The 13,985-nt window shown below is 66.1% G+C and carries 4 protein-coding genes and 1 other RNA gene; 3 read left to right on the top strand and 2 right to left on the bottom strand.

What is annotated here, in order from left to right:
* The first annotated feature begins 246 nt into the window (after positions 1-246).
* Complete coding sequence (locus tag AC5P6E_RS20015) at positions 247-1,356, top strand: DUF3667 domain-containing protein (RefSeq protein WP_019336547.1); 1,110 nt, start codon at positions 247-249, stop codon at positions 1,354-1,356.
* Positions 1,357-1,431: 75 nt separating this feature from the next.
* Complete coding sequence (locus AC5P6E_RS20010; protein WP_019336546.1) at positions 1,432-1,875, top strand: GNAT family N-acetyltransferase; 444 nt, start codon at positions 1,432-1,434, stop codon at positions 1,873-1,875.
* A gap of 57 nt (positions 1,876-1,932) precedes the next feature.
* Here AC5P6E_RS20010 and AC5P6E_RS20005 read toward each other — a convergent pair whose 3' ends face one another.
* Positions 1,933-12,837 (bottom strand): autotransporter-associated beta strand repeat-containing protein, encoded by a 10,905-nt coding sequence (locus tag AC5P6E_RS20005; RefSeq protein WP_329834844.1) that lies wholly within the window; start codon positions 12,835-12,837, stop codon positions 1,933-1,935.
* 357 nt (positions 12,838-13,194) lie between these two features.
* Positions 13,195-13,512, bottom strand: a complete 318-nt coding sequence (locus AC5P6E_RS20000; RefSeq protein ID WP_010483859.1) for a DMT family transporter — start codon at positions 13,510-13,512, stop codon at positions 13,195-13,197.
* Positions 13,513-13,812: 300 nt separating this feature from the next.
* Here AC5P6E_RS20000 and ffs point away from each other — a divergent pair.
* Positions 13,813-13,909, top strand: an RNA gene (ffs, locus tag AC5P6E_RS19995) — signal recognition particle sRNA small type.
* Positions 13,910-13,985 lie beyond the last annotated feature (76 nt).

The raw sequence follows: 13,985 nt of genomic DNA, 5'->3' as shown, positions 1-13,985 counted from the left end.
GCGCGCTTCGCCCCAATCGTTGCTGCGCAACGTTTGGGCCCCTCCCTTTGCCTGCCTCTCCCCGCCCCTGCCGGGGCAGCCCCTCAACAGAGGGGCTTGTTCCTCCAGAGACGTCGGTAGATCCACGCCATGCGTGGATGCGTTTGATCGCCTTACGCACGCTCGATAGCACCCCAAAACAAACCTGAACGAATCCTGAAAATTCGCTATCGTAGGCGCCTTCAACCGACGCTTGGCCCATTGCCCATGAGCTCGATCGACAGCGCTCACGCCGCCTGCGAAAACTGCGACACCGCCCTGCACGGCCACTACTGCCATCGCTGCGGGCAATCGGCGCACAACCCGCTCAAGCATGTGGGTCATGCCATCGAAGAAGTGTTCGAATCCTTCTGGCATCTCGATGGGCGTATCTTCCGCACGCTGCGCGATCTCTGGGTGCCGGGCCGCATCGCGCTGAACTACCTCAAGGGCCGCCGGGTCGGATACGTGCAGCCCCTGCGGCTGTTCGTCATCCTCACCCTGTTTACGTTCTTCGTCGGCAAGCTCTTCGTGCACGTCGACGATTTCAGCATCGGCGGTGGCACCAACTCTGTGTACGCCAAGACCACGACAGTGGAGCAGGTCGAAGCCGCCCGCGCGGCGCAGCTGGCGTTGATCGACCAACAACAGGCCAACTCACCCGGCACCGGCAACGCCGGCTTCGCCATGGCCAGGGCTGCAGTGAATGCCGCAGCCGCGCAGCGCAAAGCCGAGCTCACCGGTGCCGGCAAGGAGGCCGCCACGACGGAAAACGGCACTTTCTTCAACCACACCGTCAACGGCAAACCGTGGGACGCTGACACCAACCCCATCGTGATGGCCGGCTGGCCCCGGTTCGCCAACAACTGGCTCAACAAGCGCCTGCACAACGGCAACGCCAACATCCAGCGCATGGGGGGCAAGACCGATCTGTACATGCAGGCGATCCTGACCGCATTGCCCGGCGCCCTGTTCTTCCTGATGCCGGTGTTCGCACTGGTACTGCGCGTCGCCTACATTCCGCGGGCGATGGGCTATCTGGAACACCTGGTGGTGGCGCTGTACAGCCATTGCTGGCTGATGATGGTGCTGCTGGCAACCTTCCTCATCGCCGGCATCAGCAGCGCGCTCGCATCACCCGCATTCGCCGCCGTCAGCCAATGGCTGTATGCACTGTTGTGGCTGGCAGTACCGGTCTATCTGCTGTGGATGCAGCAACGCGTGTACGGCGGCAACAAGGCGCTGACCGTGCTGCGCTACCTGGCCATCGGCGGCGTCTACCTGTTCCTGGTGAGCTTCGTGGTGATGTATGCGGTGCTGGCGGGAATCTCGGCCTGAGGGATAAACGCACGGCATCACGCCCATGAATCCACGCATGGCGTGGATCTACTGGCGATCGTCTATCGTGGGCCCATGAACCTCCGCCTCTACTACCCCACAGATGCCAGCGCCTGCCTGTCGATTTTCGACAGCAACGTACCCACCTACTTCGCGCCCGAAGAGCGCAGCGACTTTGAACGCTTCCTGCGCGAACAAGCCACGGACTGTGCATTCCAGGTCATCGAGCGCGATGGCAGCATCGTGGCCTGTGGCGGCCTGTCGCGACGCGGCGACGGCAGTGCCGGTTTCTGCTGGGGGATGGTCCAGCGCGCGCTGCACCGGCAGGGGCTGGGCCGCGAACTGGCACTGGCACGCCTGCGCCAGGCTGAAGCGGATCCCTCGATCAAGCGCATCGCGCTCAGTACCAGCCAGCACACCCAGGGCTTCTATGCCGGGCTGGGCTTCCACGTGATGCGGATCGTGCCCGATGGCCACGGCGCCGGGATCGACGCCGTGGAAATGGAGCGGGAGCTCTAGCGCTCCCGCCCCGGCCCCATCCACGCAGTGCGTGGATCTACCGCTGGCCCGCTCCCCTCAGAAGCCTACGCGCAGGTTGATCTGCCCGCCAACATCACGGCGGCCATCGCCGTGCTGGCCCTGCACGAACATCGACAGCTGGCTGTTGCGGCCGAGCCCAACCGCCACGCCGACCTGACTGACCAGCGCATTGCGTGCCATCACCGCGCTGTAGACGTCGAACGCATTGCCACCGACGGCGAAGCGGTTGCGGCTGGCCACATCGGTGTCACCCGAGGCGTGCTGCCAGCCGAGGCCGACCGTCAGCTGTGCCGGGAAGCGCTCGCCGCTGCCCACATCCCAACGTCCACGCACGCCCACGGTGCTGACATTGAGCGTGTCCTTGCCGCCTTCCAGCTCCAGTGCAGCAGTGCCACCCTGCTCCACTGCGCGATCGCTGTCGACCCAGTGCTTGGTGAACTGCACGTACGGCTGCAGCTGGGTCTTGCCATGGGTCCAGGTCCAGCTGCCCTCCACCTGCGCGATGGTCACATCCGAGTCCTGGCGGCTGTACAAGGTCTGGCCCAGCAGCGGCACCTCACGCGTGGTGCGCGTACGGTAGTCGCCGCGCGATACGCTGCCCCCCACCGCGAAGCCGTTGTTCCACTGGCCCTGTGCATACAGGCCGAACGTGTTGCCACGCAGGCGGGCTCGCGAACTGCGATCGTACAGGCGCGTATCCAGCCGCTCGTTGCCTGCGGCCGCACCCAGCACCACGTGCTCGCCCAGCTGCCAGTCCACGCCCGCCATCAGCGCATTGCGGTTGGAGCGGATGTCATCGCCGTTGCCGTCACCGTCCTGGCGGAACACCTTGCCACTGCCGGCCAGCCACGCCGAAGCACGCTCGCCCCGCACCGTCGGCAACTCACTGCCCAGACGCTGGCGGATACCCTCTTCCAGGTAATTGTCGTACAGCAGCACCGCGCGGCTGGCCGCATGCACTTCACCGGACAGCTGGTCGAAGGCAGCGCGCGCGGTACCCGCGTCATACATCAGCAGCGTGTTGTACAGGCCCAGTGCCGAACCACTCTGCGGCAGGCTGTCCAGCGCTGCGGCGGTGCTGTACTGGTTGCGCGTCTTCGCCGCCGTGGTGAATGCCGCGGTCTGCGCCACGTCGATCTGCAGGTTGGCCGTGTTCGCGGTATAGACCGGGGTGATGGTCAGGAAGGCCGACGGCGTGGTGGCCGAGGCGAACTGCCCGCTCACCCCACCGCCCGCATTGACCACGGTGTACTGCTGGCCCTGCTGGTAGCTGGTGCTCGGCGAAATGGTGTTCACCTGCACGGTGCTGCCACCCACGCTGGCACTTCCCCCCACCTGCACTGTGTCGCTGCCAGTGGCACCCAGATCGATGCCCAGCGTGCTGCCCGGCGACAGGGTCAGGTTGCCCCCCACCGTGATCGTGCCGGTGCCATTGCCCGCACCGCTGCCGTTGCCCGGACCATTGCCCGGCGACAGCACGCCGCCGCTGGATACAGTCACGCCACCGCCGGTGCCACCGATGGTGCCGGTGCCGGACAGCGTGGTGCCGCTGCCGATGGTCCACTGGCCGCCGATGTTGCCGGTGACATTCAGGCCACCGCCGGTGACCTGGCCGGTACCGCTGAAACCACCGCTGTTGCCGCCGAGGTTCAGACCGCCCGGACCGGCCTGCACGATGCTGCCGCCACCGCTGATGGTGCCGCCCAGCGTGGTGGTGCCACCGGTGTTGATCACCAGGCCACCGTTGTTGGTGATGTTGCCGGTGACCGAACCGCTGGCCCCGCCGTTGCCGACCTGCACCGTGCCACCCGCATTGATGGTGGTGCCGCCGGTGTAGGTGTTGTTGCCGGTCAGCGTGATGGTGCCGTTGCCGGCCTGGGTCAGGCCACCGCTGCCACTGATGGTGCCGCCAACGGTGGTGTTGCCACCTACGTTGAACACCAGGCTGCCGTTGTTGCTGACGTTGCCGGCAATCGATCCGCTCGCGCCGCCGTTGCCAACCTGCAGCGTGCCGCCGGTGTTGATGGTGGTGCCGCCGGTATAGGTGTTGTTGCCGCCTAGGATCAGCGTGCCGGTGCCGGCCTGGGTCAGGCCACCGCTGCCGCTGATGGCACCGCCGACGATGGTGTTGCCACCCACGTTGAACACCAGGCTGCCGTTGTTGGTGACGCTGCCGCCAATCGCACCGGTCGCGCCGCCATTGCCCACCTGCAGGGTGCCACCGGCAGTGATGGTGGTCGGGCCGGTATAGGTGTTGTTGCCGGTCACGGTCAGCGTGCCGCTGCCGGCCTGGGTCAGGCCGCCGCTGCCGCTGATGGTGCCGCCCAGCGTGGTGTTGCCCGCCACGTTGGACACCAGCGTGCCGTTGTTGGTGACGTCGCCGACGATCGAGCCGGTCGCACCGCCGTTGCCAAGCTGCAGCGTGCCACCGGCATTGATGGTGGTACCGCCGGTGTAGGTGTTGGTGCCGGTCAGCACCAGCGACCCACTGCCCGCTTGGGTCAGGCCACCCGTACCGCTGATGGTGCCGCCCAGCGCGGTATTGCCGGCCACGTTGGAAATCAACGCACCATTGTTGGTGATGTCACCGGCAAGCGAACCTGTGGCGCCGCCGTTGCCGACCTGCAGCGTGCCACCCGCATTGATGGTGGTGCCGCCGGTGTAGCTGTTGTTGCCGACCAGGGTCAGCACGCCGGCACCGGCCTGGGTCAGCGCGCCACTGCCACTGATCGCACCGCCGACGGTGGTGTTGCCACCGACATTGAACACCAGGCTGCCGTTGTTGGCGACGTTGCCGGTGATCGCGCCGGTCGCACCGCCATTGCCGACCTGCAGCGTGCCGCCGGTATTGATGGTGGTGCCGCCGGTATAGGTGTTGTTGCCGGTCAGGGTCAGCGTGCCGGCACCGGCCTGGGTCAGGCCACCGGCGCCGCTGATGGTGCCGCCCAGCGTGGTGTTGCCGGCCACGTTGGACACCAGCACACCGTTGTTGGTGATGTCACCGACGATCGCACCGGTCGCACCGCCATTGCCGACCTGCAGCGTGCCACCGGCATTGATGGTGGTACCGCCGGTGTAGGTGTTATTGCCGGTCAACACCAGTGTGCCGCTGCCAGCCTGGGTGAGGCCGCCGCTGCCGCTGACCACGCCGCCCACGGTTGCCGTGGTACCGAGGTTGTAGACCAGGCTGCCATTGTTGGTGATGTCGCCCAGCACCGAACCGGTGCTGCCACCGTTGCCGATCTGCAGCGTGCTACCACCGTTGATGGTGGTGCCACCGGTATAGACGTTGTCGCCGCTCAGGGTCAGCATGCCGGTACCGCTCTGCACCAGACCGCCGGTGCCACTGAGCACACCGCCGAAGGTGGTGCTGCCGTTGTTACCGCCGGTGGTCAGGGTCGCACCGCCCAGCACCACGCCGGATCCGGCTACGCCGGCCAGGCCTCCGATGCTCTGACTGCCACCGGCACTGATGTCCAACGTGCCGGCGCCGGCCAGGTTCACCGTGCTGGCACCGGACAGGCTGCCACCGGCCGCCACCGCCAGCGTGCCGCTGTTGATGGTGGTGGTGCCGGTATATGTGCTGGCACCGCCCAGGGTGACCGTTGCTGCGCCATCCTTCAGCAGGCCGCCAGCACCGCTGATCGGGCCGTTCAAGGTCAGCGCGTTGCTGCCGGCCAGGGTCAGCGTGCCGCTGGCCAGCTGCACGGTGTTGGCCAGGGTCAGCGCGGTGGTGCCGTCCAGGCTGGCATTGCCGCCCACGGTCAGCGTGCCGGTTCCCAGTGCACCGTTGTTGCCCAAGGCAAGGCCACCGGCGTTGAGTGCCACGCCGCCACTGAAGGTATTGCTGCCGGTCAGGCCCTGGATCCCAGCGCCGTTCTTCACCAGGCCGCCGGTGCCGGTGATGTCACCAGCGAACGTAGTGTTGCCCACGCCATTGAGTGTCAGCGTGCTGCCACCCAGCGCCACGGTGCTGCCGGCCACGCCTGCCAGCGAGCCGATGGCCTGCGGGCCACCCGCGCTGATGTCAAAGGCGGTACCGGCGTTGGCCAGATTCACCGCACCCGTGGCAGCCAGGCTGCCACCGGCGCCGATCGCCAGCGTACCAGCGTTGATGGTGGTGCCACCGGTGAAGGTATTGGTGCCGGTCAACGTCTGGGTGCCCGAACCTTCCTTGACCAGGCCGCCGGTGCCCGCCACCGAACCACTGAAGGTGCCATTGGTAGCGCCTCCGATCGTAAGCGTGTTCGCGCCCAGATTCACCGTACCGCTGCCGATCAGGGTACCGAACTGCTGCGTACCGCTACCCGCCGACAGATCGAAGGTCGCACCCGAGGCCAGGTTGACGATGCCACTGGCGTGCAGGCTCGCGCCGGCGCCCAGTGCCAACGTACCGGCGTTGATGTTGGTGCCACCGGTATAGGTATTGGTGCCGTTCAAGGTCAGCGTCGCTGCTCCCTCCTTGGTCAGGCTGCCGGTACCACTCAGGTTGCCGTTGAGGGTGAGGTTGTTGCTGCCGAGTACGGTCAATCCGTTGTTGAGGATGAAGTTGTTGGCCAGCGTCACCGCGGAGTTCGAATCGAGCGTAGCCGCGCCTCCAACCGTCACCGCACCGGTGCCCAGCGCAGCGTTGTTGCCGACCACCAGGCCACCCGCGTTGAGCGCCACGCCACCGCTGAAGGTGCTGGCGCCATTGAGCGTCTGCACGCCTGCGCCGTTCTTGATCAGGCCGCCATTGCCGCTGATCGCACCGTTGAAAGTGCTGTCCACGGTACCACCCAGGGTCAGCGTGCTGCCGCCCAGTGCCACCGTGCTGCCGGCCACGCCGGCCAGCGAACCGATGGCCTGGTTGCCCGCCGAGATGTCGAGCGTGCCGGTGCCGGCCAGGTTCACCGCGCCGGTTGCGGCGAGGCTGCCACCGGCACCGATCGCCAGCGTGCCACTGTTGATGGTGGTACCCCCGGTGTAGGTGTTGGCACCGCTCAGGGTTACGGTGGCCGCACCGTCCTTGATCAGCCCGCCCGTGCCGGAAATCACACCGCCCAGTGTCAGCGCCTGGCTGCCGAGCAGGTCGAGATTGGCACCCGAAGCGAGGTTGATGTTGTTGGCCAGGTTGACGCCGGTCGATGCATCCAGTGTCGCGTTGCTTCCGACCGTCAACGCACCGCTGCCGAGCGCAGCGTTGTTGCCGACCACCAGTCCACCGCCGTTGAGTGCAACGCCACCACTGAACAGATTGGCGCCGCCCAGCGTGAGGATGCCGGCGCCATTCTTGACCAGGCCACCGGTGCCGGAAATCGCGCCATCGAAGAGGCTGTTGCCCACACCATCGAGTGTCAGTGTCCGTGCCCCCAGGCTCACCGTCGAGCCGGCCACGCCGTTCAACGACCCGATGGTCTGGCTGGCCCCTGCGGTGGAGATATCGAAGCCGGTGCCTGCAGCGCTCAGCGTCACCGCGCCGGTCGCGGCCAGGCTGCCGCCCGGACCAATCGCCAGCGTGCCGGCGTTGATGAAGGTGCCGCCGGTGTAGGTGTTGGCACCGGTCAACGTCTCGATGCCTGCCCCCACCTTGGTCAGCCCACCCGTGCCTGCGATCGAACCACTGAAGGTGCCATCGGTGGCGCCGCCAACTTCGATCGAGTTGGCGCCGAGGTTCACCGTGCCGTTGCCGACCAGCGTGCCGAACTGCTGCGTGCCGCTGCCGGCAGACAGATCCAGCGTGGCGCCTGTGGCGAGGTTCACAGTACCGCTCGCTGACAGGCTGGCACCGGCCCCCAGCGCCAGCGTGCCGGCGTTGATGTTGGTACCACCGGTATACGTGTTGATGCCATTCAAGGTCAGCGTTGCGCCGCCATTCTTAGTCAGGCTGCCGGCCCCGGAAAGAACACCGTTGAGCGTCAGCGCATTGCTGCCGAGCACGGTCAACCCGGCATTGAGCGCGATGTTGTTGGTCAGCGCTGCCAGGCCGGTGGTATCCAGCGTGGCGGCACCACCAACGGTCAATGCGCCGCTGCCCAGCGCCGCGTCATTTCCCAGGACCAGCCCGCCTGCGTTGAGTGTCACGCCGCCGCTAAAGGTGTTGGCGCCGGACAACGTCTGTACGCCCGCGCCCACCTTGATCAGACCGCCACCGCCACTGATCACGCCGTCGAACGCGGCATTGCCGGTCGTGCCGAAGGTCAACGAATTGCCGCCCAGTGTCAGCGTGCTTCCGCCCGCACCGTTGAGCGCGCCGATGGTCTGGCTGCTGCCGGCACCGGAGATATCGAAGCCAGCACCTGCGCCCAGCGTGATATCACCCGCTGCGGCAAGACTGCCGCCCATGCCCAGCGCCAGCGTACCGGCGTTGATGGTGGTACCGCCGGAGTAGGTATTGGCACCGGACAGCGTCAGCGTGGTGGCACCATTCTTGATCAGGCTGCCATTGCCGGCCACGATGCCGCCCAGGGTCAGCGCGTTGCTGCCCGGCAGGGTCAGTGCCACGCCCGATCCCAGGTTCACGGCGTTGCCCAGCGTCACCGCAGCGCCCGCATCCAGGGTGGTGCTGGCATTCACCGCCAGCGTGCCGGTACCCAGCGCATCATTCGCGCCAACCACCAGGCCGCCGCCATTCAAAGTCAGGCCGCCACCGAATGTATTGGTGTTGTTGAGGGTCAGCAGGCCCGCACCATTCTTGATCAGGCTGCCATTGCCGGCCACCACGCCACCGAGGGTGACATCAGTGCTGCCCCCCAGCGTCAGCTGCGTACCGGCACCGAAGTTCACCGCATTGGCCAGGTTCAGCGCCACGGTGCTGTCGAGCGTGGTGGTGCCGCCAATACCGAGCGCACCCGTACCAAGCGCGCTGGCGTTGCCGAGAATCAGGCCACCCGCATTGAGCGCAAGGCCACCACTGAAGGTATTGGCACCGGACAGCGTCTGCACGCCTGCACCGGCCTTGACCAGGCCGCCGGTGCCGCCGATCACGCCGGCAAAGCTGCCATTGCTGGCGCCGCCAAAGGTCAGCGATTGCGCGCCCAGTGCAAGTTGGCTGCCCGCCACGCCGTTCAACGCGCCGATGGTCTGCGCTGCACCGGCTGCGGAGATGTCCAGCGTCGCACCGGCACCAGCAAGATCCACCGCACCGGCCGCGGCAAGACTGCCGCCTGCCCCCAGCGCCAGCGTGCCGGCGTTGATGGTGGTGCCACCAGTGTAGACGTTGGCGCCGGACAGCGTGAGACGCGCGGCACCGTCCTTGATCAGCCCGCCAGCACCGAATACCGGACCGGTGAGCGTCAGGTCATTGCTGCCCAGCACGGAGAGGTTGGCACCGGCGGCAAGGCCGATTGTGTTGCCTACCGCAATCGCTGTCGTCGCATCCAGCGAAGCGCTACCGCCTACGTCCAGCTGGCCGGTACCCAGTGCCTGCGCATTGCCCAGCTGCAACAGGCCCGCGTTGAGGCCGATCCCTCCGCTGAACGTATTGGGTCCATTCAATGCCAGCGTGGCCGTACCGTTCTTGACCAGGCTGCCAGTGCCGCTGATGAGACCGCCCAGCGACACGTTCTGGCTGCCCAGCAGATCCAGCGCTGCGCCTGCCCCGAGGTTGAGGTTGTTGGCGAGGTTCAACGCTACCGAACTGTCCAGCGTGGTATTGGCACCCACCGACAGTGCACCGGTGCCCAATGCGCTGATGTTCCCCAAGTACACGCCGCCGCCGTTGGCGGTCAGCCCACCACCGAAGCTGTTGGCGCCGTTGAGGGTCAACGTGCTGGCACCGTTCTTCACCAGCCTGCCGGCACCGGACACCACGCCACCCAGCGTGATCGCCTGCGAGCCCGGCAGCGACAGTGCGGCACCCGCGCCCAGGGACACATTGTTGACCAGGTTCAGCGGGGCGCCGCCATCGAGCGTGACGCTACCGCCAATGCCCAATACTCCCGTACCGAGCGCGCCGCTGTTGCCCAGCAGCAGGCTGCCCGCGTTCGCGTTGAGTCCACCGCTGAAGGTGTTGGTACCGTTCAAGGTCAATGTCGACGCACCGTTCTTGACCAGGCTGCCGGCGCCGGTGATGTTGCCGGCCAGGGTCAGGTTCTGGCTGCCCGGCAGGGTCAACGCCGCGCCGAGGTTGATCGCATTGCCCAGGTTCAGCGCAGCAGTGGCGTCCAGCGAACCGTTGCCACTTACGGTCAGCGCACCGCTTCCCAGCGCACCGGCGTTGCCCAGCACCAGGCCACCGGCGGCAAGATTTACCCCACCGCTGAAGGTGTTGGCGCTGGTCAGCGTCTGCACGCCGGTGCCCTGCTTGATCAGGCCACCGGTGCCGCCGATCACGCCGGCGAAGGTCTGGTTGGTGGCATCACCGAAGGTCAGCGTGCTGCTGCCCAGCGCCAGGGTGCTGTCAGCCACGCCGGACAACGCACCGATGGTCTGGTTGCCCCCCAGCGAGATATCCAGTGTGCTGCCCGCGCCGGCCAGACTGACCGCGCCGGTCGCCGCCAGGCTGCCACCACTGGCCAATGACACCGTTCCGGCATTCACCGCCAGCCCACCGGTGAACGTGTTCGCGCCGCCCAGCGTCAGCGTGGAGGCGCCGTTCTTGACCAGGCTGCCGCTCCCGCCGATGACACCGCCCAGCGTCAGCGCATTCGAGCCCAGCACAGTGAGCGAACCACCGGCACCAAGCGTGATGCCATTGCCCACGGTGAGGCCGGCGCTGGCGTCGAGCGATACCGCACCGCCCACGTTCAGTGCCCCGGTTCCCAGTGCACCGCCATTGCCCAGCACCAGGCTGCCGGCGTTGAGCGCCAGACCGCCGCCGAACGTATTGGCGCTGTTGAGGGTCAGTGACGATGCACCATCCTTGATCAAGCCGCCGGCGCCACCGATCACCCCGTTGAACGTGAGCGCCTGCCCGCCAAGCAGATTCAGGCTGGCGCCGGCACCGAGGTCGACGGCATTGGTCAACGCCAACCCGGTCGTGCCATCCAGCGTGGCATTGCCGCCGACAGACAGCGTGCCGCTGCCCAACGCGGCGTTGTTGCCCAGCAGCAGGCCACCGCCGTTGAGCGCGACGCCGCCGCTGAGGTTATTGACACCGGACAGGGTCTGTACGCCGGTACCCAGCTTGATCAGACCACCGGTGCCTGCGGCGAACGTGCCGGCATAACTGGTATCGCCCACTCCACCGAGGGTCAGCGTGTGGCTGCCGAGATTGACCGAACCGCCGAGGCCGGCCAGCGAGCCGATGGTCTGGTTGGTCGCCGCTGAAAGATCCAGGCTGGTACCAACGCCCAGCGTGATCGCACCGTTGGACGACAGGCTGCCACCCGCGCCCAGCGCCAACGCGCCCCCGGCCAGGTTGAAGTTGCCGGTCAGCGAATTGGCACCATTCAAGGTCAGCGTGCCCGCGCCGTTCTTGGTCACGTTGCCGGCACCGGAAATCGAGCCACTCAATGTCAGCGCATTGCTGCCCAGCAGGTTCAGCGAGCCCCCGCCATTGACCACCAGGTTGTTGCCCAGGTTGATGCCCGCCGTCGTATCCAGCGAGGCGCTGCCACCTACGGTCAAGTTGCCGAGGCCCAGTGCACCGGCATTGCCCAGCAGCAGGCCGCCCGCATTGAGGTTGACGCCGCCGGAGAACACGTTTGCGCCGCCGAGAGTAACGATGCCGGTGTTGTTGACCGTCAGCCCACCAGCGCCTGAAAGCACGCCACTCAGGCCGAATGCATTGGTCCCTGCCAGGGACAGATTGCCACCGAGGCTGAAAGCGTTGGTCAGGTTCAGACCGGCCGTGGAGGAGGCGATGGCACCGCCGTTGGCGGTGAACAGCCCTGTGCCGAACGAACCGGCATTGTTGAAATTGATCAGGCCATCATTGAGCGTGGTCGTGCCTGCACCAGCCCACGCACCCTGCAGGTTCCAGGTACCGCTGTTGACGGTGAGCCTCTGGAAGTTGATGTACTGGTTCCAGCCCAGCGTGGTCACCGCCCCACCGGTACCGCTGCCCGGGCCGGTGGCGCTGTTCTGCAGCACCAGGCTGTTGTTGGACGCCGAACCACCGTCGACGATGCCGGCCGCGGCCAGATTCACCGCAAGCGCGCCGACCTGCCCGGCCACGCCGATACCGGCGGTATTGACGCTGGAACCAGACACGGCGGTGAAGGTGTTGCCGGTGACCGAACTGCCCAGGTTCACACTGCCGTTGATGGTTCCTGCGTTGAGGAAGGTATTGCCGGCCCCCGCCGTGGCCGAACCCTGGAACCCTATGCGGCCGGTAATGGTGCCGGTGTTGTCGAGAGTGGTCTGCGCACCACCGTAGCTGACGATCGATGCCGCATCAGCCGTGGTCAACAGGCCTACACCAAAGATCGACATGTCCACACTACCGGCGTTGACGATGTTGCTGACACCGCCGGAAGCATTCTGCACCACCAGCGCCTGTCCGCCGAAACCGAAGATGGAACCGATGTTGACCAGGCCTTTGATCGCCCCGCCTGCCTGATTGTTGACGCTGATGGTGTTTCCACCAACGGTGTTGTTGCCCAGCACCATGCCCGACGCCGCCAGGCTCAGGCCACCGCTGATGGTGGGATCGACCGTGCCCTGGTTGTTCACGGTAATGCCGTTGCCGTTCAAGGTCACCGCACTACCACCCACGATCGGCGGCACGCTGAGCTGGGCGCCGGTCTGGATATCCAGGGTTACGCCATTGATGCTGTTGGCCAGCGAGTTGGTGCTTGAGCCTGTCGGGCAAGTGACTGTGTTGCCGACGGTGTTGCACGCTGCGAACGCCGAACCGCTGGCCAAGGTGGCTGCCAGTGCGACCGCCAGCTGATGCGCCCGCAATCGCGGTGGCCGCTTCGCGGTAATCGCACTTCCGCCGGGATTCTGGGCGACCTCCGAGGCAACCTGCATTACGCCGAGGGCACGATTGAAAACCAGACGGTAAATGCGGTTCATCGGTAAATCTCCATGAAAAGACCGGATGGCACTGCGGGCAGGTTTTTTGAAGACGATGCGGCCCATCCCGGCTCCCGATACGGGAACAAGGCCTGGCGGCATTAACTCCTGAAAATCTTCACATCTTCACGCGACGCCCCCTGAAAAAGGTGCGCCGGCGTGTCCGTCAAGGCGAAAACTCCCCGGTTTCGCATGACGAATGGCGGCACTGTGCGTCCGATGGCGCCAGCGGCATGTGAATCACGCTCGTTATTTTCATGACGTGCGTCAAATAAAACGAGCGGACAAAATGGCTTTGCCGAAAATGCATATACCTGCAGGACGCGGGGAATCCATTCCCCGCTCAACTAAATGCATTCAGCTGCTGGAGAGTTTCATCAGCACCAGCCCGGACACGATCAAGACCGCTGCACCGATCCGCATCGGGCTGACCTGCTCACCGAGGAACACGATGCCGACCACGAACGCGCCTACCGCACCGATGCCGGTCCAGATCGTATAGGCGGTACCCAATGGCAGGCTGCGCATGGCCACCGCCAGCAGCCAGAAGCTGGCGATCATGCCGATGATCGTGACCACGGTGGGGGTGAGCTTGGTGAAGCCTTCGGACTGCTTCATGGACACGGCCCAGACGATTTCCAGCAGGCCGGCGAACAACAGATAGATCCAGGCCATGACAGCCCTCCTCTTGGTAGGGCCAGGCCGTCCTGGTCATTGATTCCCGATGTGGGGGAGGTCGTTCCTCCTGGCCGGCATTCTAGCAACGCCGGTCGCGCCGGGGCGTTGCCAGCAGACGCGGGTTACAGCCGATTCAGTGCACGAAGCTGGCGTCGATGTACCTGCCTGCGCTATAGTTGCGTTCTGCCATCGGCCAGCCGATGTGCAGTCCGGCTGTGGTCTCCGGCGCATCGCGCGCTGCTTCCCCTGATCGGTGAACCGGCCGCCCACTGGGCGGCCAACGTCTCTATGGTGGCCCCGTCGGCCCCTCGCGACGCTAGGTCGAAAATCCCGCCAGGGCCGGAAGGCAGCAACGGTATCGATCGACGCGGGCGCCGAGGTCAGCCGGCGGGGCCATCGCCTTTTCCGGCGACGCCCCGCCTCTGGTAGATGCCAACCTTGGTTGGCGCCGTGCGCCGAGCATGGCCCGG

It is taken from the genome of Stenotrophomonas sp. YJH_SMC_16 (genome assembly GCF_059367875.1).
The sequence above is the reverse complement of the archived record's forward strand: the minus strand, read 5'-3'. Positions and strand labels throughout refer to the sequence as shown.